The organism is Bryocella sp. (assembly GCF_058498515.1).
The window spans coordinates 1-21933 of the sequence record NZ_JBMHYI010000021.1 but is presented as its reverse complement, the minus strand read 5'-3'; the positions used below and the strand labels follow the sequence as shown (position 1 = coordinate 21933).

Genomic DNA, 21933 nt, shown 5'->3' with positions numbered 1-21933 from the left:
GATCAAGCTTTTAGATTATCGTCCAGTGGTACCCATACTACGATTTGGACGACGCTTCAAGTACGAAGCCCTGCACTGGCTAGCTTCTGTCCAGCAGTAACGGGCTGGCCTATCGGGGACCGTCATGAACACCCCGGTTTGCGACAGTCAGAAAGTCGCGCAAACAGGGTCGGGAGCAGGTCGACAGCGTAAGCGATGCGTTTGGTCGGAAGTCCGCGTCCTAAGGCCTCGGCCCAGGGACGCTGGAGGGCGGTCTGCGCGGCAGAAGGCGCTCCGAGCCTGTACGAAACTCACCGACCAGTATTTGCAAGACAGATTGCTGACGCCAAGCCGACTCCCATTACTAATTTCGCGTGTTTGAGTGAGTTGGCGCTTTGGCGTGAACCGCCAACAGGGACGCCAGTCTTCCGAGTTGCCGAGATTCTGGCATCAAACGATGGCATCCTCGCGCCCTTTCGCTTCCTCCGAGCCCTCTCCAACTAACGCAACTATGACTATTAGCAAATCCCCATCGGAACATCCGCATAGGGGCTTCGAATATCCTGATTCCGTGAAGAAGAGTGACCGAAACGAGCCAAATACGGACCATGGAGCCGGGGGTGGAAGCCTCGCCGGGTATGAGTACCAGATCGATGTATCAGTGTGGCTGGCCCTTGATCTTCTGCTAGGCAGCAAGCAAGCGAGGGAGATGTTTCTCGAGCCCGCATCACAGGAAGATCTTGAGGCAGAACTTGAAGAGTTCGAGCCGGGGATCGTCACAGGGGACGCCACATTGACCAGCTACAGGTTGGTCGTTCAAGCCAAGCTTCGAACCGGCGATGCTTGGACCGTGGCGAACATCCAAGAGCTCCTCCGTCACGGCAAGCGGCGCACTTCAGCTCGGGATCGCCTGAGAGACCTGAGTGTCCGTTACCTCCTTGTGACGAGTGCAGCATTGAACGGAGGCACGAAGAATCTACAGGTGGCACAACCGGGTGTCTGGCCCAAGCCTGTAAAGATGCCCGTGGCTATCGAGAAAGTTCTGCCGCCAAATTCGTCCGGCAGAGTCGCCATCATCGGTAGTAAGGATCAGGAACGGCTAAAGACGGATATTCGAGACTTGCTCCGAGATAACTTTCGCGTTCCAAACGCACGCTGGGAAGAGTGTTGGAGACAACTACGCGATGACGCACGCGCCCGTATCGGAGGCGCAGGCTCCGGTGTATGGAGACGGGAAGACCTCGAAGCCGTAATCAAAAAACACGAGGGCTACATTGCCAGCTCTCCGGAGCTTGCCTCGTATGTCTTCCCCAACAACTGGAAGGAACTCCATCAGGCGGTTGAAGAACGTCATGCCGCGCTGATCATCGAACAATCGGGAACCGGTAAGACTTTGGCGGCCCAGAAGCTCTATGACGAATTGCGCAAAGAGATTCCTGGGCTCGCCCGAGTCGCCATCACAAGAGGTCCCGCCGAACTCAATGCAGATCGGACTTCACCTCCCGTGTTCTACGACATCGAAGATCCATGGGGCCGGTTCGACTTTGAGCCGAACAGCCGTCCTTGGAACGACCAGCTCTCCCAAAGCTTTTCCAGAGCGAATCACGATCGGATTCTTGTTGCGACAACTCGGCTCGACGTCGGTCAGCGCTCGGGCGCTCTGAACACGGTCGAGCAGTGGATGGTGAGCTTAGAGTCAGAAAATTATGGCGAGGCAGAGCGCACACAGTTGTACCGCTCTCGAATTAGTGCCCTTCCTCGCGAACTACAGGTGACCGCGACCAGAGCCGGATTGATGGTCTTGAAGGAACTCTCAACCCCACTGGAAATTCAGAAGTTCTTCGATGCGCTACCGACCTTAGATCGAGATGGGTTGCGAAACCCAGAGCACTTCGTCAACGATGCAATAGGCCGCGCCCATCAAAATTCGATTGAGCAGACCGTCGTCGATCAGATCGAGCAGCGTGAGGGCGGCGTAAGAGCAGCCGCAGTGATCTGGGGCCTGTTGAAAGTTACCAACAAGCTTTCTCTACCCATGCTGCGACAGATTGAGGAGGCACTCGCGGATTACGAGCCACAAATGGTCGTCGAAGCGAGTTCACTCGTAGGGTTCTTCGTTGCCTCCCGCAATCTTCGCCAGACAGAAGACTTGATCACGTATTACCACCCGCGCGTGGAATCCGGGATCGAGCGGGCCCTTGTACGTTCCAAGCTCGTAGTGAAGCGAATGCTTCGGTTGCTGGTGGACGTACTCACGTCGCCTGATGGTCCAGGCGAGGAGTGGGGCGCCCGCGCAGCAGCGAGACTTATCGCGGCTGTTCGCGACTCCGGCAAGGTTGAAGTGAACCCTCGACCAGTTGCCACTGCGAAAGTGGATACGTGGCTGGCAGCGCACCTTGAAGAGGCCGGCGAGAACTTCGAAGCCAGCCTGAAGCTTGCGGCTGCTGCCGGCTCGTCTGCGCTTCCTCACGCAGAGTTCGCCCGCTACCTGTTGCATGATGCAGAGCCCAATTGGGGTGTCAGCCATTGGGATCGTCCCGGCAAGCCTGATGCCTGGTACGAGACCTTGAGGAACTCTTCCGCCGTTCGCCCGCTGATCCAGCGGTTTGTGCGCGAAATCTTACCGACCACCCACATGTACTATCGGGTCGCGTTTACTAAAGATCGGAAGAGATTGGCACCGGACCTTTCCGATGCTTTCCTGGAAGCAGCCAACAGGACGGTTGGTTGGGGGTGCATTTCTTCCGATGATGCAATCGCCGAAGGCGCCCTCGATGACTTGGACGGCTTTGAAAAAATAGTCGATGCCGCAGTGGAGGTGCGAACGACTTCCGAAAAAGACCGTGCGAAGCAAGAGGAGTTGCACCTCGCACTCGTGAACGGGGAGTATAGCGATCATTACGCAGAGCATCTCGCTGACAACGACGACGGTTACACAGCGTCCGAATACCTCGAAGCCTATGTGGTGCGTGTGCGCGCCACAGTCGGTTGGAAGCGGATTGCGGAGCATCGGCAGATTAGTCGGCTTCGTGAATACTGGCTCCGCTCCATCCATAAGGGAGAAGACGGTGCGCTGCTAAGCGAAGACGAACTCGCAGGTGTCTTCCGGTCTGCGTTCAACACGGCAGAGGAAGAGGAGCTTTGGTATGTGCTTCTTCGCTACTGGGACGAACGCTACCTTCCATCGCTCAGACACCGTTTACTGGTTGGGGCATCCTCCCAGAAGGTACTCATCGCTGCTGTTGCTTGCGCGGTAAGCCATGCTCCCAGCCTGCTACATGAAATTGCGACGCAACCGGACTCACCCGATTCTCAGCAGCAGATGCTTGAGATTGCCGCCGCGACCGCACACCTCCGCGACCGGCGGATGCCTTCCGGGGATAAGCTTCAAGATGTAACTGCTGCCACCGTGTCGCTTCTTCCGTACCCGTGGCCAGCGATCAGTGATGCCTACCTTGAGTTGTATAACCAGCGAACCCCAGCGCTGGATCAACCCGCACGTAAGATCTTGCAGGAGACATCGTATCGGAGTGCCGACGTGCAACGGCTACGCCTCGCTGCCAATGTGGATTCAGGAGAGCGGGTTCGTGCCGATGTCCAATCCTTGCTGAACTCAGAAAATTCCGACATTGCTGCTGAGGGAATTATGTCCGCCGCAAACGCCGGGCTGAACGACGTAGTAGAAGCTGGCTTGGCACATAAATTCGCAGACGTAAGAGCCGTGGCCCTGGAGACGCTTGGTCGAAACGCGTCGACCCCTTTGCCGTCTCGTCTCCTCGCATTTGTAGTCGACAAAGGCTTCAGGGTGAAAAAGGCTCTGATTGCATTGCTATCCGAGAAGTCTCATCCAGCACACGAGCCGATCCTTCTCAGGCTTGCTCACGACAAGATCTCAGACCTTTCATCGTATTACGGGGGGCCGGATAGCTATCCCATCGCGAGAGCAGCGATAGAGGGGTTAGCGAAGTACGGGCCTCTCTCTGCCGAAACCTTGGCCGAACTCTTCACAATTGGGAACGAAACCGACGATCCCAAACTCCGAACTTCCATTTTCGATCTGCTAGGTGTTCAAGCTGATCGGAATATACAAGAACGGCTGTTAACCTTGGCGATCACGCCAGGTAGAACATCGGTCCGCAAAGCTGTCGCTTGGGCTCTCTTGCTATCGCGCGAACGCCTTGCGTTGGAAGTGATTGAACGGATCGTCCCAGGCTTATTGGAATCTCGCATCGAAAGCGTGGCGACGCTGCTGACGCTCATATTGGCCGGGACTGCGAGTTTGGATAAGGTGTATGCCGTTGCCAAACAACTCGCCGCAAATGCGAAGCGTCGCGTCCTGCTTCTGCTGATCATTCGAGAGTTGAGCGAAAGGGACGTGGCGCTGGCGAAGAAGGTAGCGCAAATCCTTCCGGAACATCATCCTGCACTCAGGTGGGCGTTTGGAGAAGAAGTTGGAGATGCTCAGGATGATCTCGTTGCCGACTTGGGCGATCCCGGCATCTGTGCTGAGGTGCTTGAGTTTATGAAACCAGCGAGTTAGGCCCTGATATCCTGCGGTTATGGTTACCTTTCGTTGGCAGGCTGACCGGCATCGCATGCCGGCGGACCCATTCACATTTCGCTTCCAGATCGATGCAGGGCCCGAACGAACAATCGAGACGCACGATGTGGAGCGGGTACTGCGATGCTTAGGGCCTATCATCGGCATCGGGCCGCATGGGGCTATGGCTCAGGCGATCCGGGTCGGGGGCGGATTCTTAGGCGGAGATGGTTCGGTAGAGGAAGCTGCGGCGCTGATCACTTACCGTGACCTCTCGGATCAATTTGAGGATTTCGGTGAGGTGAAGTAAGGCGCCGCCTCGCCAATTGGAGAAGCGAATGCATACCTCGACTGTTTACATCAGGCCAATGCACTCGTCGAGATAGGCACGAACCGTACGCTCCGAGGCTGTCACCATCGCGTAGACGGAAATGGAAAGCTACACGTAAGCGGGCGTGGCGCATACGCGCAACCCCCCGAACGCACTCCCGAACCATGCTGGTTTCTCCCTGTGTCCCTCAGTAGGCAGATCTTCCTGCCTCTGCTCGTCGGCTATGCCAGAAGTGAAGCTCCGAGGGTATCGCGAGCGCGAGAATGAACTGCTGTTGGCACCCAATGATGGCTTGGCTCCCTTGGCCCGGCTTGGCACTGGGGCACTTCACCCTTCGGCACTTGCTCCTTTACGCGGATCCGCGACGCCATCATCAAGCTTAGGTTTCACTAGCGATTCGAAGTGACCAGTTGCGCAAGGCCGGAGCAAAGCTCCTTGCGCAGTCCCTTTGCTGCTATTTAGTTCGCTCGAATGTACTCAATAGTGGCTCCGCACGGTCCTCATCAAATTCGCGACGGAACAAATGGTAAAGGAGACATTAATCTGCACGTTGGTCCCGGCGGATGTGTCCCTTGCTAAGGGCGTCCGTCAGAACCTTGTAGCTCCGATTGAGTTGGTCAATTTTTGACTTGATTCTGTCTGCTTCACGCTCGATGGCTGATCGGACGTGGGGGTCGGCTAGTTTGCAGTGCTGATACATCATTGCGGGCAAGATCTCAGCGATGGTCGCCAACGTCAGTCCCGACGCGAGAAGAAAACGGATAGCCCTGACAACTTCAAGGCTTTCCGCGGGGTAACGACGATAGCCGTTGTCGTTGCGATGCGTCTGGAGCAGGCCAAAACGCTCGTAGTGACGCAAGGAGCGGGCGCTGGCTCCAGTCAGCGCCGAGATCTCACCGATCAACATCCTCATACCATCGCTTGACCCTGACACTAGTGTCAAGGTTTAGGTTGGTACTGGAGGGAACCGAATGGACCACATCGACCTAAGTACCTTACCTACAAAGCGTGTTCTCACTCTGGAAGCTGCGCTCATCCTCGCTGAGGGCGCTCTCGCAACCGCCGCGAAAAAGAAAATCGACTATATGGTGATCAGCGTCGTTGACGATGGTGGACACCTCATCGTTCTTCTGCGTTCGAGTGGCGCCGAACCGGCCGCCGTCGAGATAGGGATTGCCAAAGCCCGAACCGCGGCAATCACCAGAAAACCCACACAATGGTGGATGGAAATGCTCAACTCCGGCATTTATGCATTCCTCAAGATGCCAAACGTGACGCCCGTAAGCGGCGCTCATCCCATCGTTTTCGATGGCCAGGTCATCGGTGCGATCAGTGCTGCCGGAGGCTCATTCGAGGACGACAACGAGGTCTGCTCCGGCGCATTGTCCATGTTGCAAAAAGGCACGGCAGATTGAATTGAAGGAGGCACATCCGCTACGGCGCAAACGAAGTGCCTGTATGCGCAACGTAGATGCGAGGTGCTTTGACACCAGCGAACTTCTCGACTGCACTTGAGACTGCTCTTCGCAAATGCGCTCGATCGACCATCGCATAGCTGCTTTCCGGCCTCGATCACAGCAGACCTGGCCGTCCGGGCTGCTCGAGGGTGAGCGTCCGGATGGGCCATTGAGATCTACCTATCATCGGATGATCAGGACTACTGTCCAGAGCCCCTTATCCGTTGCTGACCTTATCTAGCGAATGATGGCTAATGGCGTTACAGCAGGGACGCGATGCGTCCCCTGTCCTCTGCCGTCGCCGGATTGTAGACCGCCAGGATTAGGTCCGGACGACCATCCACCGCAAAGCCGGAGTATTCGAGCGAGACCGATCCGAACACGGGGTGGTGAAGGTGTTTGATTGTTTCGTTGTGTGCGGCCGGAACATCGTTCGCATGCCAGATTGCTTTGAACTCGGGACTACGTTGGCATAGTTCGTTGACAAGAGCCTCTACGTTCTCCGAGGCTCCTGCGCGGGCCGCGTCCAGCCGGAACCCACCCACGACGAGCCGGGCCATGCTCTCCCAGTCGTCATGCCAAACGCGGGCGCGGGCATCCAGGAACATGACACGCAATAAGTTCCGCTGGTCGGGTGGCCGTGACTCTGGGTTCATCAACATCGCACTCGCCGCCCGGTTCCAAGCGATCACATCCCATGTCGCGGTCTTAATAAACGCAGGGCTGGGATCCAAGGCATCGAGCACGTGCTGCAATCGAGGCGTGACTCCATCGTTCTTTTCATAGCGGGCTTCCGGTGGTCGGCCTAGACCGAGCAGAAACACGTGTTCGCGCTCCACGTCCGTGAGCATGAGAGCGCGGGCAACTCGATCCAAGACGTCAGATGAGGGCGCGCCCCCACGCCCTTGCTCGAGCCACGTGTACCAGGTCGTGCTGATATGAGCCCGTTGTGCGACCTCTTCACGACGGAGGCCGGGAGTCCGACGACGCTCAGCGGGAAAGCCAAAAGCAGCGGGATCGAGCCTGGCTCGGCGTTCCTTCAAATAGGTTCCAAGGAACTTCTCCGCCGATTGATCGCTCATCCTATTAGCCTCTTTACTACGATAACGTCACTACTTTACTAGCATATCCCGCAGGCATAGCTTGTCTAGTAGAGATATGTTTGCTGCCCCTCGGCGGCGAAACGGTCCAATGACCGGAGCTGAAGATAGACCCTAAATTACATATCACCAAACAACGATAAGAAGGACGCCTATGCCTAAGAATGAAGCCGCATGGTTGGTCGCGGAACACGAACCTCTTGAGGTGAAAGTGGCACCCTATACCGAACCCCGAGCCGGTGAAATCCTCGTCAAGAACCACGCGGTCGCCGTGAATCCAGTCGACTGGATGATCCAGTACCTTGGGAAGCGACTGTTTTCCTGGATTAAATATCCTTTCGTCCTGGGCTCTGACCTGGCGGGGGAGGTGGTAGCAGTAGGAAGTGACGTCACCCATGTACAGATCGGCGACCGTGTGCTGGCCATGGCTGCCGGGGCCGCCAAACCACGGAACCGGGCGAGTGAAGGCGCGTTCCAGGCCTATACGATCGTCTTGCCGCAACTCACAACGATCATCCCCGAACATATTTCTTTTGTCGACGCAGCCGTGGTTCCCCTCGGCCTGACGACTGCGGCTTGCGGCTTGTTTCAAAGCAATGCTCTTGCTCTGAAGCGGCCGTCCATACCTGCGGAGCCACTCGACCAATGGGTGATCATCGCGGGAGGAGCGACGAGCGTGGGCAGCAACGCGATCCAACTCGCTGTAGCCGCCGGCTACATTGTTGTGACTACCTCTTCGCCAAAGAACTTCGAGTATGTAAGGTCGCTTGGCGCTGCCCTCGCGTTCGACTACAACAGCAGAAATCTTGTTCACGATGTTGTCGCGGCGCTGAAGGGCAAAAACGTCGCGGGCGCTTTGTCGATTGGCGCCGGATCGACCTCCGCCTGTATCGATATCCTTGCTCTTTGTGAGGGTCGGAAGTTTGTGGCCAACCTCAGTTCACCGATATCCTTCGATGCCATACCTGCGGGTAGACGGATGACTCTCGGGGTTATTTTGAAGCTTGTCCCGGCAATGCTGAGTTCGAGTGTCAAAAATTGGTTGAAGTCGCGCCGCCACGGGATCACGGTCAAGTTCTATGATGCTAGCTCGATGATTGATAACGAGATTGGCCGTTACATCTATCAGGAATATCTTGGCAAAGCGCTCGCCTCCGGTAGCTTTCGGCCGGCGCCCCCGGCGCAGGTCGTGGGCAAGTCTCTCCACGACATCCAAACCGCCTTCGATGTTCAGAGGAGGGGTGTATCCGCTGCGAAAATCGTCATTGACCTCACTTAGGTCCCCCGCTAACTCGACCCTGGGAGGGCGACAAGATGTACTGTCGAGGAGAACAACCCATCACCCTTCGGAATGCTTTCCCGAAGGCGCTCTCAGACCCGTAGCCCAGCGACTGCGCAATTGCAAGCAGACTCTCAGCAGAGTTTTCCAGCCGATCCGCGGCCAGCAGCATCCGCCAACGGGTAAGGTATTCGAGCGGCCCAGTACCAACGACGTCGCTAAAACGCCGTGCGAATCCGGCGCGTGACATGCCGGCACTCCCCGCGAGCGAAAGCACCGTCCAGGGACGACCAGGATTGTCGTGCATATTAGCGATGACCACACTCAGTTGCTTGTCCGCCAGTGCAGCTAGCCATCCTCGATGAACTTCAGAGGTATCCGCCATGTGCAGACGAAGAGCTTGGATGAGCATCATGGATGCGAGGTGCTGTGTCACCAGCGAACTGCCCGGCTGCGCTTGAGAGAGCTCCTCGCCCATGCGCTCGATCGACCATCGCATCACGGCTTTCCCGACTTCGTTGCGGATATGTACGACCGGCGGCAGCGCACTTAGGAGTAACCGCGCAGGTCCCCCTTTAAGCGCGAAATGGCCTCCTGCAATAAAGCGTGGCGCGTTCGGCGTACCAAGCGGTCCGTTTCCGGAGGTTCTACGTGCATGGACCTCAGCGCGATCCATCGGCTTGAGTGTGAGCTCTGCTGCGAATCGAAAGGGGCGCCCATGCGCCAGCACCACGCAATCGCCAGTGTTCAGCTTCACTGGCTGGGAGACACCTTCGACGATCAACCAGCAGGCACCGGCGAGCATCGCGTAGCACTTAATCCCGGGGTGTTTGGGATATTGGATCGCTACGTCGGCCGGAATCGGGTAGCCGCCGGCGACATACGGCTGCGGCTTCATGAGTGCAAGAACGTCGGAGAGCGGGTCCATACTGCGTTTGCTCGCAAAGGCAGCTGGTTCTGGTGCAGCCTGTCGCTCTTCCGGTCTCGAAGTTTTATGCGGTGAGACGATCGAACCAATCATTTGGACTATGAATATAGATCGTCCACCTGGTGCCACCCATCTACTGGACTAAGGATCGAGAATGCCGCACTCGAAGGACGCGGTTTCTACATCCAGGAGGTTCAATCATGCGAGTGTTTGTTACAGGCGCAACCGGCTTCATTGGCTACTCTCTTGTTCCACAACTGGTCCAGGCCGGTCACCATGTTGTCGGGCTTTGCCGCTCAGACGCAGGCGCTGAAGCGCTCGTTCGTGCGGGCGTAGAGGTCTCTCGTGGTGACGTCAATGACCTGGATCATCTGCGCACTGCCGCACAGTCGGCAGACGCGGTCATCCATGCGGCCTTCAATCATGACTTCTCCAAGTTGAAGGAGAGCAGTGAAAATGACCGCAAAGTCATTGAAACGCTTGGCGATTTGCTGAAGCGGACGGGCCGCCGACTCGTTGTCACTTCGGGCACGGGCCTGGTTCACTCGGCGAGTGGTGGCATCGCGCTCGAAACCGATCCCCATTTCACATCGGCCCAATTTGCGCGCGCGGCGACTGAGGAGGCAACGGATGCCCTGATAGAGGACGGGGCGAATGTCGTCGTGGTTCGGCTTCCGCAGGTGCATGACACTCTGAAGCAAGGCAGGATCTCGCTGCATGTAGAGTTGGCGCGAAAGACAGGGTGGGTTGCGTACATCGGTGACGGAGCAAACCGGGTGCCCGCTGTTCATGTTTCCGATGCCGCACAGCTCTTCCGTTTTGCGCTGGAACGGGGCGAGGCTGGGGCGCGTTACCATGCCGTAGCCGAGGAAGGCATCGCAATGCGCGAAATCGCGGAGGCAATCGGTGACCGCCTAGGCATGCCGGTAAAATCGATCACGCCAGGCGAGGCGAGCGAATACTTCGGCGCATTGGCGCAACTCGCGACCCTCGATCTCGCCGCATCTGGGGAGCTCACTCGTCGGAAACTCGCCTGGACTCCCAGCGGTCCGAGCCTGCTGGCCGACTTGTCCATAAGGGGAAATGGCGGGGAATTCCTATCCCATGGTGGAATTCAGAGGTAGATGATGACTAGGTTGCTGATTGGACTTACGGGCGGACTTTATACATTCGATTTGGGTACGAGCGGAGGTATAAAGCCGAAACTTCCCGGCCTCCAGCCGATCGCATTCGCCATAGACCCGGGGGAGCCTGCACGAGTGTATTGCGCTACCTACAACCGGGGGCTCTGGCGCAGCGAGGATGCGGGTGAGACGTGGTGTCCTGTCGGAACCCCGCAGGGCTTCTTTGGCGGCCCGGCGGGCGGTGCGATTGAGCCGCGCGAGACGACCGCCGTGTCGGTCGATCCCGTTCCTGGGCCAGATGGCCGGCATGCTGTGTGGGTCGGCACGGAGCCGAGTAGCTTATACCGTTCGACGGATCATGGCGACACGTTTGAACTTGTGTCCACTCTCGACTTGCCGTCCCGTGGTAGCTGGTCCTTTCCTCCACGCCCGCGAACTCACCACGTCCAGTGCATCGCCCACACCAGCGACGGTTGCATGCATGTGGCTATCGAGGCGGGTGCTATGATTCGCTCCCGCGATAACGGCAGGACATTTGAAGACCGGTTGCCCGATAGCCCTGTGGATACACACGTGCTGCTCACTCATCCTCTCGCTCCATGGCGCCTCTACGCGGCCCTGGGTGATGCACTGCTGAGGCAAGGAAGATCCTTTGCTGAAAGCCTGGACGGTGGAGACACATGGATCTACTCCGGCAAGGGTTTGGAAACGGCGCCATATTTGTACGGCCTTGCCATTCACCCCAGCGATCCCGAGGATGTTCGTATAGCAGCCTCGCAGAGCCCACAAAGGGCCCACGTGGAGGGCGGAGCCTCGATCTTCCGTCGCGAAGCGAAGCACTGGGTGGAAGATGCTGAAGGTTTCCCGTGTGACCGAAGCCTAATACCGGTGCTGGCCGCTCATGTTCGGCAACCGGGTATCTGGTTCGCACTCTCGAATCTCGGCCTCTTCTTGAAGGAATCCACTGCCACAACCTGGATTTGTCTGGTTCAGCCCGAGGAGTGGCACGGCATGCATCCGACAGCTTTGGCCGCACTCACTTTATGACGAATAAGGGACGCCGACGGAAATGGGGTTCGAAAGGTGTAATGCGCCTTTCCAGCCCATCTGCCTCAACGACTGACTCGGTGATTGTCATCTGAAGCGCCGTCTCTATCGACAAGCCCATTTACGAGAACTGCGGGCCTTGATCCCGATTCCTTGACCTGCAAGCGGATAGAACGCCAATGTTCTTCGAGGCCCAATCTCTCAGCGGGATAAGAGCTGCTCGAAGACCGATTCCGAGTTCGGTCAGTTCGTAGTCGACGCGCGGCGGAATGGTCGGATAGACGGTGCTGCTTACAAGGCCGTCCTCCGTGAGCGAGCTTAACCGGCGTCTTCCATGCTTTGCACAGGTGCGCCACTTCTACGACCAGATATCACGCGCTTTCAGCGTGGAAGTCCCCGGAAAGTTGGCCCGTCACTCGCACGGATACTGAAGCAAAACCGGCTGAGTCTGCATAGCTCTTTTGGAGGCGGGAGCATGTCCCTACGTAAGCCGTGCTCCGCCAAAACTCCGCTGATCATTCATTACGAGGACGTCGGAGAAAACCGAGCGTTGGTCCATTCGTTGTAAGCCTTCTCGGATGTCTCCCAGCGCATGTGCGCCATCATTTCGGCATCTTCTCCGACGGTGAATCGTAACCGGTCCGTATCATCCGCAGCCGCGATGAGGATCGCGGTCGCAACGTCTTCCTCGCTGATCGGGGTGAAAGAAAGTTTGGTCGTATACGCCTGCAGGCGTTGGTGAACATAGCCTTGATAAGGCTCAGGAATCGGAATGCTTTCAGCTGCGCTTTGGGTCTGTCGAATGAACGATGTGGTCGGAACGAAACCGGGAATCACCACCTTGACATCGATCTTCGAGGGTCCTAATTCGTAGCGAAGAGATTCGCTGAAGGAATCCAGCGCGGCTTTGCTTGCTCCATAAATCGTCATCAGCGGGTCTGGTGAGATCGACGATGCCGACGTCACATTGATGAATCGGCCACCACCGCTCTGCTTGAAATAAGGGATAGCCGCACGCATGACCTTTAATGGCCCGAAGAAATTGGTTTCGAAGACGTCCTGCATCGTCTGCATTGGGGTCGCTTCGAATACGGAGAAGAGGCCGGCTCCAGCATTGTTCACCACGCAATCCATCGTGCCGAATCGCTCGAAGGCCGTTTTCAAAGCGACACTGATGGAATCCCCGTCACACACATCGAGTGAGAGAGGCAGGAGCCCGTCGATAGCCGGCTCCGTCCAGCGGTCCGCATCACGCATAGTCGCCACTACATTCCAGCCTGCCGACCGAAACTTCAGCGCGGTCGATTTTCCTATACCTGATGAACACCCCGTAATGAGCACTGTTGCAGCCATGATTCCTCCTTGTTTCTCGTAGCCCCGCTGAAGGTAATCACTGATTACCTTCAATACAGACGACTCTACGGTTTTCTCCAGCCTGCGTCAAGATGTACAGTGATCTTCATGCCTTACCCATCGAAGACCAACTCAAAAGCCATCCTCGCTGTGGCCGCTGCGCAGCTTGCAACAGGAGGGATTCGCGATCTCTCTTTACGGAACGTGGCCGCTAGCCTGGGACTTGCATCGAATGCGATCTATCGCTATTTTCCGGATCGCGCGGCTCTGGAAGTGGCTTTGGCAAATGAGGCATCCGACCAGTTAGAGATGGACTTGCGCAAAGCAGCTAATTCGCGCAGTCCGCAGAAAGCTATCCGGCAGATGGCGAGCGCGTATGCCGCCTTCGCGAAAAACCATCGACACCTGTACGAACTCTTGATGAGTCACCGTGCGCCCGAGCATGATGCCACGCCCCGGCATAGCTTATGGCTCTTTACCCTTGAGCAGGTGCAGCAGGTTACAGGAGAAAGGCGAGCTCCCGAGGCAGCCGTGGCTCTTTGGGCTTTTCTTCATGGGGCAGCCGCCTTGGAGGCAAACCAGGTCTTTGGAGAGCGGAAGCCCGCAAGCGGTTTGCGATTCGGACTGGACGCCTGGTTGCTAGCTGCGTCATCTACCGAGGACGCAGCTAGCAACCAGGCTCTTTCTGGGGTCGGGTCCCCAAAGCCATCTCTGTAGAAGCCCACTTGGCACGTTGATTGTGAATCCTACCGTATTCGTAGGATCCGAGCGGCTCATCATTCGGGCCGCGCTCCGTGAACGATGAGATCGAGACCTTCCCGATAACGCCGGTTGAGCTGGTCGAACAATATCGAACCGCTCTGTATCAGGGTCGGTAGCCCTTCCCTTCAAGCGCCGCTTTTCTTGCAGCGAGGTCGCATTGCGCCGATCGCTCTCCTGGTCCCGTTAAAACAGCCTACTCTTCGATGACGAAGCTCTGCGTGTAGGAGTTGATGCTGCTCATGAGGACCACCGTCTGACAGGATCGACGGGCAGGATGGCCGTTCAAATCGCAAAGTACCTCGGAGCCAAGAAAGTTGTTGCGACCGGGCGAAACCGGGAAGTCTTGATTGGCTTGTTGTCCATCGGGCCTGACGAGGTGATTTCGCTGGATCGCGACGGCAAGGCATCGGAAGGTGAATTGAGAGAGCAGTTCGCGCAAAGAATTGATGTTGTGCTCGACTATCTCTGGGGGGCCAAGTGCCGAGCAAATACTCGCGGCGGCTAGCGCTGCCAAATGGGCGACGTCCATTCGCTTCGTTCAGATTGGAACTACGAGCGCTCCCGAGATCACACTTCCTGGAGCCGTCCTGAGATCTTCGGCGATTCAACTGATGGGTAGCGGAATTGGAAGTGTCGCATTAGAAGAGATCGTTCTGGTCCTTTCCAAGCTGATGCAGGCCGCATCCCAGGTTGGCTTTCAGATAGCAACAAGAGAACTTCCCATAAGCCAGGTGGGAGAGGCATGGTCGGCTAACAGCGCAACTCCTCGGATTGTTCTCACCACGAACGCACCATAGCTTTTGGAATGGCTGCGGGCGACTCTACTCCGAAGGAGTGACGGCGAAGTCGGTCTTCATACTCTGCACCCCAGGCAATGATGTGGTCCAACAAAGCAATGACAGAAGCTTTAGTCGCTGCCGACAGACTGTATTCGACGTGCAACAGGTTGGCACTGAGATCTCTTCGTATAACGACGCCACCCGCCTCCAAAGACCGAAGGCTAGACGTGAGGGCCTTTTTGGACGCAGACGGTAAAACTCTTCTTAGTTCACTCAAGCGGACGGGGCGGTCACGCATTGCGAAGAGAATCTCAAGAGTCCATTTACCTTGCAAGAGCTGAAGGACCCGTGTCGCGCGTTGAAGCTTTATGGCTTCTTCATCTTGCATGCCTATCGATCTCCAAGAACGGAGCGATGCTCGTTCCTTCGGCTACAGACGATGGTCGCCCCGTCCCGTCCCAGCGGTTCCGAGTCGTCTGACTCTCGACGACTGGAGTCATCACGATCTGGGGTTGTTGAAGCTTGCTCTGATGCCAAACCGCAGAATTATGGGAATTGCTACCGGTCTCTTATGATTGGCATCCTTCGCTCAACATACTGGCAGCAGAGGCTTGGCGGCAATGCGAAATCCTGTCAAACTATTCGCTGATCCTGCCATAATGCTGGATGTTCCACTATGCCGATACTTCGTAATCCACATATCGATTTCGTAGAACTCATGGGCGAGGTATTGGCTACCCCCCAAAAGGTCGTTACGGTCGGCGTCGAGATGGAGACAGCGGGCTGGGAACTAGAGTCCCATTCGCATCAGAAGGCACAGCTCATGTTGTCTCTTTCTGGTGTCGGAACCTGCGAGGCGGAGGGAGGAATCTGGCTTGTCCCCCCGCTATGCGCGCTCTTCGTCCCTGGTGGAATGGTGCATCGGGTCACTACTGCGGGAAAGATCGAAGGCTATGCCGTGTTCATCGAACCCGACGAAGCCACGGGACTGCCTTCCAAGTGCACCACGATCAACGTCAATCCGCTCCTTCGAGAATTGATCATCCGATCCGCACAGTTTCCAACCGACTGTAAGCGGGGTGGAGTGGAATCCCACATTATGACCCTGCTACTGGATGAGATTTCGACAGCTCCGGTCGGAGGCCTGCACTTGCCGATGCCTTCTGATCCTCGGCTTCGCGAAATCTTCCAGAGGATGATGGCAAATCCGGCCGATCGCGGGACCATCGAGTCTTGGGCGAGGCGCGTCGGTCTTAGCGAACGGACCCTGGCGCGGGTCATCGCCGCTGAAACCGGGATGAGCTTCGGTCGGTGGAGACAACATCTGAACATCATCCTCGCTTTGCAATGGATGGCAAACGGAGCCAGCGTGCAGCAGGTCGCTCTCGATCTGGGCTATGAGAGCGTCGGTAGCTTCGTCACCATGTTTCGCAAGGCACTTGGAACATCGCCAGCGCGCTATATGGCAGAGCGTTCGGGAAAGCCCTAAGTTTCATCAGAGTCGCCTATATCCAACTCCCTGCCGATGCGAACTCCGCCAGCGCGTGCTTTCGTCATCTCGGTCCTGCTCGATCGCAGATTGGCAACATTTGCGAATTCATTGACAGGATTTCGCATTGCCGCCATTACTTATACCGCTTATCGTGAAATCTATGGCGATGACAGGCAAGGTGGCGATAGTGATGGGCGGAGCAAGTGGCATCGGAAGGGCGATCGCCGAGCGGCTGGCAAAGGAAGGCGCTTCGGTCTTCTTGACGGGCCGCCGCGCGCCTGACGTTGACGAGGCGGTCACCAAGACCGGCCACGAAGCGCGCGGCCTGGTGGCCGACGCGAGTGATCCAGAGGATATTGAACGGGTCATCGCGACAGTCGTCGCGGAGCGTGGGCGCATCGATGCGCTGGTGTTCAATGCCGGCATGATGGAACCGGCGGACCTTGCGCTGACCACGCCGGAGCACTTCGACCAACATTTCGCGGTAAACGTGCGTGGCGCCCTTTTCACCATGCGGGCCGGTGCGCCGCACATGGCGGCAGGCAGCGCCGCGCTGTTTCTGGGATCGATTGCAGATGTGAAAGGTGTGCCTCCCTATGGCACCTATGCCGCGACGAAGGCAGCATTACGTTCCTATGTACGCAGCTGGACGGTGGAACTCGCACCGCGAGGCATCCGCGTCAACGTCCTGAGCCCCGGCCCCACCGATACCGTCATGATGGCTACGCTTTCCGAAGAGATGCGTGCGGGAATCGTGAGTCAGATCCCACTGGGTCGCATGGCACGTGTGGAAGAAGTCGCGGCGGCAGCGATGTTCCTACTTAGCGACGAATCGAGTTTCGTGACTGGTGCCGAGCTGTACGTCGACGGCGGCATGGCGCAGGTGTAACGAAACAGGAGAAGCACAAATGACAAATCTCGACTCGAAACCGGTAGCAGACGTTTTGCATGGCCTCTTAGGATTGCCAAACGCCTCGTCCCAATCGATCCGGCCCTCGGGCAACCACAGTCGATTGCAGTATGACGATGCTCACCCTGTGCGTACCAAAACGCGCTATCTGGATTTCTATCGGTCCATGAAAGATATGCCGCTCGCTGTTTCGCGCGAAATCGGCACCCTTCTCCATATGCTGGTGCGCGCGTCCCGCGCTAAGACAATCGTCGAATTCGGGACGTCGTTCGGTATCTCGACCATCTTTCTTGCATCCGCTTTGCGCGATAACGGAGGCGGCCGTCTCATCGCCACCGAGTTCGAACCCTCGAAGATTACTCGCGCCCGGCAAAATCTGACAGACGCCGGTCTCATCGATCTCGTCGAACTCCGCGAGGGCGACGCTCTTCTGACGTTGAGAGACAACCTGCCAGAGAAGATCGACCTGATCCTACTCGACGGGGCCAAAGGCATCTACCTGGAAGTCCTCAACTTGCTTGAAAGGCGTCTGGTCCCAGGTTCTCTCATCGTCGCGGACAACACGAATTATTGTCCGGACTACGAAGCTTACGTACGTGAGTCGGCCAACGGCTATCTCTCAATTCCATTCGGAGAGGACGTCGAGCTCTCCCTCCGGACCGCATAGAGCGCAGCGTCTACGCCCAACTCTCGTAAACAAGAAATCAAGATAAGTGAAGGAACAGATTATGACATCGATTCACGAAGAGACCGCAGTTGCCATCATTGGCGCAGGCGTGTCCGGTTTGACGTTGGCGACTTTTCTGCAGAAGTCTGGAATAGCTTGCGTCGTTTTGGAGAGGCGCGATCGCGACTACATTGCAGTACGGCAGAGAGCCGGCGTCGTCGATGCGCGTGCAGTGCGCATGTTCGAACGATGGGATCTGACAGATAAGCTCCTCGCCGGTCCCATCGCCACAACAATCGACTATCGAGTCAACGGGGCAGGCCGCGTTTTCGAGGTTATCGCAGACGACGGCAGTGAAGGCCGTTTCTGTACCCAACAGATGCTCATCAATAACCTGCTGAAAGAACTCATTGACTCCATGGCGGGGGATGTCCGGTTCGAGGTCAGTGATGTAACGATCCAGAACGAAGAGGGCCGCCGTCCGCAGGTTCGATACTCGGATGCGAGTGGTTCACACGAGCTTACCTGCGACTACATTGTAGGATGCGACGGTGACCGCGGCGTCAGTCGCTCGTCGATCCCGCATGGCGTATTGACTACGTACAGTCATGAGTTCGGGTACGCGTGGCTGGCCGCGCTCGTCGAGGCTCCCGTCACGGGACATCCGATTATGGGCGTCAGTGATCACGGCTTCGTTGGGCAGCTTCCTCGCGGCCCTCAAAGGAGCCGGTATTACTTGCAATGTGCGCTCAGTGATGGCCCCGAAGACTGGCCGGATGAGCGGCTTTGGGATGAAGTGCGGCTACGGCTCAACGATCACAGCATTATGAATGCCTTGGTTCATGACAAGCTTTTCGTTCCGTTGCGGAGCGTCGTTCATTCTCCCATGCAATACCGGAACCTCTTTCTAGCTGGCGATGCCGCACATCTTGTGCCTCCTACAAGCGCTAAGGGAATGAATCTTGCTCTCTTCGACGTAGACGTTCTCGCCCAGGCACTGTTAAGCGCCGTGCGGGACCACAACAGAGCTGCCTTGGATAAGTACTCCGAAACGTGCCTGCCTCATATTTGGAATTATCAGGATTTCGCAGTCTGGATGACCGATATGATGCACGACGCCGGTGATCCTACGCAGCACGGTAAGTTTCGTCAGATGACTGCACGCGCACGTCTCGATAACTTGTTCAACTCCCCCACGGCGGCCCGGTTGCATAGCGAATATCAGCGAGGAGTCAACTGAAGACAAAGGTTATCGCGAACCTTGTGAGGGGATATGGGCCTCATACCAAAGCTGGATGTGCATGAGGATTGTTGCGCCTCATGCACATCGCTGGCCCCGGAATACAAGACTGAAATGGCAAAACGGCGTTCTACCAATCTCAGGTCTTTGAAGCACGTACCTCGCCCGCTCGCGACGCTTGCGTATTCTGTCCCCGCTGGAGCGAAGACACCATTGCATGCCCACGATCGGGCACAGTTTCTTTATGCGGTATCCGGATCAATGAAAATCGCCACGGACCTCGGTCGCTGGATCATTCCTCCCCAGCGGGCGGTCTGGATGCCTGCGAACTATCCGCACCAACCAACCACGATTGGTCCTGTTGAATTACGGACGCTATACATTCGGGAGGACATCTGTCCGCCCCCTGCTCCGAGCATGCCGCAAATGCTTGGAGTCTCCGCGTTCCTCAAAGAACTGGTCTTGCGGCTGATGGAAATGCCCGTCGAATATGATGAAGGCGGTCAGGACGGGCAGATCGTAAAGACCTTCTTAGGTGAGATCGACTGGACTGCGCTCCATCCTGTGAGCCTGCCACGGCTTCACGACAAACGTTTGCAGCTTGTGGAAGCAACGTTGACGAAGAACCCTGGCAGCACACGCACGCTCGAAGATTGGGCAACGCGGCTTCATTGCTCTTCACGGACACTGGCAAGACTCTTGCTGAAAGAAACAGGCCTTTCCTTTCAGAGGTGGCGGGATCAAATCCGCACCTTCGTGTCTCTTCCGATGATCGCGAACAATAGAACTCTTTCAGAAATCGCGGATGAACTCGGCTATGAAACAGCCTGGGCTTTCACTGCTATGTTCAAGCGGGTCACCGGTCAATTACCAAGTAGATATTTTTCATCCCGCTGAGCTGCCCGTATTTCCACCCCACGCTTTGGCGCTGCTGAGCGCCGAAAGGATATAGGGGCGCCTCCTTCGATCGCCTCTTACGCGCGAAGATCTTTCTTGGCGCATCTCGCATTGGATTTCTGGGCGTTCATTGTTCCGCAGCCCGGTGGTCGAACGTCAATGAATTCCAAGCATTTAGAGGACATTGTCATGCGTGAAGGAAGATCCTAAGAACTCGCAGAGTTCGCTGAGTGAATCGGCGATTTGGCACTCGTTGAGACCGCGTCTGGCCGACACGAGGCAGCACGACAAGCTCGTCTACACGTTGCGAGGTGTCTGTTTGGGTTGAGAGCGTGAGCGACGCTGCCGTGCGTCAATGCCTTTCAAGATGAGATCAATCCCGGTAAGGTAGTCCACCCGGTCGTCATGATCTCGTAACTGTGCGGCTACACTCCGGGTAAACGGATACTGCTTCGGATCGAGCAGTGACCAGGCGTTTGAGATCGCTTCGAGAAAGTCAGATCGATCAAGGCTCTGCGTCTTTGCGAACTGGCGATTCGCAGCATTCTGTCTGCTGACCCCGAGGATAAACGCAATCAACGCACCTACCGTCGCCCATTGTTGTTCGTCCGGCACGCCCAGAGCGCGAATCTGCTGGCCGATGCGTTCAAGAATGCGCACGATGGGCGACAGCACCGCGGCGCTGGTGAGCGCTGAGCCTACCCAAGGATGGTCGTCGATCACGTCAAACAGGGCGAGCGCTATAGCGCGAATCGCGTCTTCCGGCGCCGTAGTACAACTTTCGGGGATCGTACGCGCGATCACGGCATCGCAGGCGGCGGTTAGCAGGTCACTCTTGTTGGCGATGTGCCAGTAAATTGCGCCAGGGCCGGTGGCGAGCCGTTCGGACAGCGCCCGGAACGTAAGACCCTCTTCTCCGTAGCTGTCCAGAAGCTCAATCGACGCTTCGATAATGCGTTCCCGAGAGAGCGACTCGTCGGTTCGTTTCGGGACGCGTGCCCTTTTGGCCATGCTCTATCTTTACACAAATGGAACGCAATTCCACATATAATGGAATTGCGTTCCACGGACCTATGGCAGCCGCTCTATGGTCCGGCTTTAGGAGACACGATGAACACACCAGTCACAATTATTGGAGCCGGGCTCGGAGGCCTGACACTTGCGCGGGTCCTCCACGTTCACGGCATCGCGGCCACTGTCTACGAAGCCGACGCTTCTCCAACGGCCCGTCCTCAAGGCGGCATGCTCGACATCCACGAACAGAATGGCCAGTTAGCTCTCAAGGCTGCGGGACTCTTCGATCAATTCCTTGATCTTATTCATCCTGGCGGTCAGCAAAGCCGTGTCCTCGACAAGAAGGGCAACGTGCTATTCGATGACCCCGATGACGGCACAGGCGGTCGTCCCGAGGTGCCTCGCGGAGAGCTCCGCCGTATATTGCTCGAATCGCTTCCTGCTGACGCGGTGCGGTGGGGACACAAACTCACAGTGGTGACTTCACTCTGCAATGGCCGGCACGAGTTGACCTTTGCTGACGGCTCAACTGCGACAACCGAACTCCTTATTGGAGCAGACGGTGCCTGGTCGAAGGTCCGCCCACTGCTTTCCGAGGCAAGACCGGTGTATGCCGGCATCACCTATGTCGAGACTTACCTTTACGACAGCGACCTGCATCACAAGGCCAGCGCCGCAGCGGTGGGCGGGGGTGGGATGTTTGCCATGGCACCGGGAAAAGGCATTATGGCGCATCGCGAGCCCCATGGCGTACTGCATACCTACGTGGCGTTGAAGCAGCCCGAGAACTGGATCTCCAACATCGACTTCTCTGATCCAGCGGTCGCCGTGGCCTGCGTTGCCAGTCAGTTCGATGGCTGGGCCCCCGAACTGACTGCGCTCATCACCGACGGCGAAACAGCGCCAGTGCCTCGCCCAATCTATTCGCTTCCGTGCGAACACCGATGGAACCGGGTACCCGGCGTGACGCTGCTTGGCGATGCGGCGCACCTAATGGCGCCATCGGGCGAAGGAGCCAATCTAGCCATGTACGA

General features: G+C 57.0%; 19 protein-coding genes and 1 pseudogene. 13 read left to right on the top strand and 7 right to left on the bottom strand.

Features of this window, described 5'->3' with window-relative positions; all coding sequences use genetic code 11:
- Positions 1-550 precede the first annotated feature (550 nt).
- Complete coding sequence (locus tag AC5E6W_RS06065; protein WP_491751370.1) at positions 551-4519, top strand: HEAT repeat domain-containing protein; 3969 nt, start codon at positions 551-553, stop codon at positions 4517-4519.
- An 869-nt stretch (positions 4520-5388) separates the two neighbouring features.
- Here the strand turns inward: AC5E6W_RS06065 and AC5E6W_RS06060 are convergent.
- A complete protein-coding gene (locus tag AC5E6W_RS06060) occupies positions 5389-5763 on the bottom strand; it encodes a MerR family transcriptional regulator (protein ID WP_491751369.1) in 375 nt (124 codons plus the stop codon).
- 58 nt (positions 5764-5821) lie between these two features.
- On the opposite strand from AC5E6W_RS06060, the gene AC5E6W_RS06055 reads away from it, so the two are divergent.
- On the top strand, positions 5822-6265 hold the full coding sequence (locus AC5E6W_RS06055; protein ID WP_491751368.1) for a GlcG/HbpS family heme-binding protein: 444 nt from the start codon (positions 5822-5824) through the stop codon (positions 6263-6265).
- A gap of 302 nt (positions 6266-6567) precedes the next feature.
- Here the strand turns inward: AC5E6W_RS06055 and AC5E6W_RS06050 are convergent, their stop codons facing one another.
- A complete protein-coding gene (locus tag AC5E6W_RS06050; protein ID WP_491751367.1) occupies positions 6568-7389 on the bottom strand; it encodes a helix-turn-helix transcriptional regulator in 822 nt (273 codons plus the stop codon).
- Between the two features lie 172 nt (positions 7390-7561).
- Between AC5E6W_RS06050 and AC5E6W_RS06045 the strand changes: the two genes are divergently transcribed.
- Positions 7562-8686: a zinc-binding alcohol dehydrogenase family protein gene (locus AC5E6W_RS06045; RefSeq protein ID WP_491751366.1), complete on the top strand. Its 1125-nt coding sequence runs from the start codon at positions 7562-7564 to the stop codon at positions 8684-8686.
- Here the strand turns inward: AC5E6W_RS06045 and AC5E6W_RS06040 are convergent.
- On the bottom strand, positions 8679-9614 hold the full coding sequence (locus AC5E6W_RS06040; RefSeq protein ID WP_491751365.1) for an AraC family transcriptional regulator: 936 nt from the start codon (positions 9612-9614) through the stop codon (positions 8679-8681). The genes AC5E6W_RS06045 and AC5E6W_RS06040 overlap by 8 nt on opposite strands.
- 200 nt (positions 9615-9814) lie before the next feature.
- Between AC5E6W_RS06040 and AC5E6W_RS06035 the strand changes: the two genes are divergently transcribed.
- Positions 9815-10738, top strand: a complete 924-nt coding sequence (locus tag AC5E6W_RS06035) for an SDR family oxidoreductase (protein WP_491751364.1) — start codon at positions 9815-9817, stop codon at positions 10736-10738.
- A gap of 504 nt (positions 10739-11242) precedes the next feature.
- Positions 11243-11785: a sialidase family protein gene (locus tag AC5E6W_RS06030; protein ID WP_491751363.1), complete on the top strand. Its 543-nt coding sequence runs from the start codon at positions 11243-11245 to the stop codon at positions 11783-11785.
- A 121-nt stretch (positions 11786-11906) separates the two neighbouring features.
- Here AC5E6W_RS06030 and AC5E6W_RS06025 read toward each other — a convergent pair.
- Together AC5E6W_RS06025 and AC5E6W_RS06020 are read right to left on the bottom strand one after the other, a co-directional pair.
- Positions 11907-12101: pseudogene (locus AC5E6W_RS06025) on the bottom strand (winged helix-turn-helix transcriptional regulator); the annotation flags it as partial.
- Between the two features lie 206 nt (positions 12102-12307).
- Positions 12308-13138 carry an SDR family oxidoreductase gene (locus tag AC5E6W_RS06020; RefSeq protein ID WP_491751362.1) on the bottom strand — a complete coding sequence of 277 codons (831 nt, stop codon included), beginning with the start codon at positions 13136-13138 and terminating at the stop codon, positions 12308-12310.
- A 9-nt stretch (positions 13139-13147) separates the two neighbouring features.
- On the opposite strand from AC5E6W_RS06020, the gene AC5E6W_RS06015 reads away from it, so the two are divergent.
- Positions 13148-13855, top strand: coding sequence for a TetR/AcrR family transcriptional regulator (locus AC5E6W_RS06015; RefSeq protein WP_491751361.1), 708 nt, complete (start codon positions 13148-13150; stop codon positions 13853-13855).
- Between the two features lie 319 nt (positions 13856-14174).
- Positions 14175-14405: a hypothetical protein gene (locus tag AC5E6W_RS06010; protein ID WP_491751360.1), complete on the top strand. Its 231-nt coding sequence runs from the start codon at positions 14175-14177 to the stop codon at positions 14403-14405.
- A 272-nt stretch (positions 14406-14677) separates the two neighbouring features.
- Here AC5E6W_RS06010 and AC5E6W_RS06005 read toward each other — a convergent pair whose 3' ends face one another.
- Entirely contained in the window at positions 14678-15067 is a 390-nt protein-coding gene (locus AC5E6W_RS06005; RefSeq protein WP_491751359.1) for a winged helix-turn-helix transcriptional regulator, read from the bottom strand.
- A 288-nt stretch (positions 15068-15355) separates the two neighbouring features.
- Here AC5E6W_RS06005 and AC5E6W_RS06000 point away from each other — a divergent pair, with 288 nt between their 5' ends.
- The 5 genes from AC5E6W_RS06000 (at position 15356) to AC5E6W_RS05980 (ending at position 19885) form a co-directional block, all read left to right on the top strand.
- Positions 15356-16168, top strand: a complete 813-nt coding sequence (locus tag AC5E6W_RS06000) for an AraC family transcriptional regulator (RefSeq protein WP_491751358.1) — start codon at positions 15356-15358, stop codon at positions 16166-16168.
- Between the two features lie 163 nt (positions 16169-16331).
- Positions 16332-17060, top strand: a complete 729-nt coding sequence (locus AC5E6W_RS05995; RefSeq protein ID WP_491751357.1) for an SDR family NAD(P)-dependent oxidoreductase — start codon at positions 16332-16334, stop codon at positions 17058-17060.
- A gap of 19 nt (positions 17061-17079) precedes the next feature.
- Positions 17080-17748 (top strand): O-methyltransferase, encoded by a 669-nt coding sequence (locus tag AC5E6W_RS05990; protein WP_491751356.1) that lies wholly within the window; start codon positions 17080-17082, stop codon positions 17746-17748.
- A gap of 46 nt (positions 17749-17794) precedes the next feature.
- Positions 17795-18988 (top strand): 4-hydroxybenzoate 3-monooxygenase, encoded by a 1194-nt coding sequence (locus AC5E6W_RS05985; protein WP_491751355.1) that lies wholly within the window; start codon positions 17795-17797, stop codon positions 18986-18988.
- 33 nt (positions 18989-19021) lie between these two features.
- Entirely contained in the window at positions 19022-19885 is an 864-nt protein-coding gene (locus AC5E6W_RS05980) for an AraC family transcriptional regulator (protein WP_491751354.1), read from the top strand.
- 297 nt (positions 19886-20182) lie between these two features.
- On the opposite strand, the gene AC5E6W_RS05975 is transcribed toward AC5E6W_RS05980, so the two are convergent.
- Entirely contained in the window at positions 20183-20896 is a 714-nt protein-coding gene (locus AC5E6W_RS05975) for a TetR/AcrR family transcriptional regulator (protein ID WP_491751353.1), read from the bottom strand.
- Between the two features lie 99 nt (positions 20897-20995).
- Between AC5E6W_RS05975 and AC5E6W_RS05970 the strand changes: the two genes are divergently transcribed.
- Positions 20996-21933, top strand: a 938-nt coding sequence (locus tag AC5E6W_RS05970; RefSeq protein WP_491751352.1) for an FAD-dependent oxidoreductase, incomplete at its 3' end; no start/stop codon positions are given.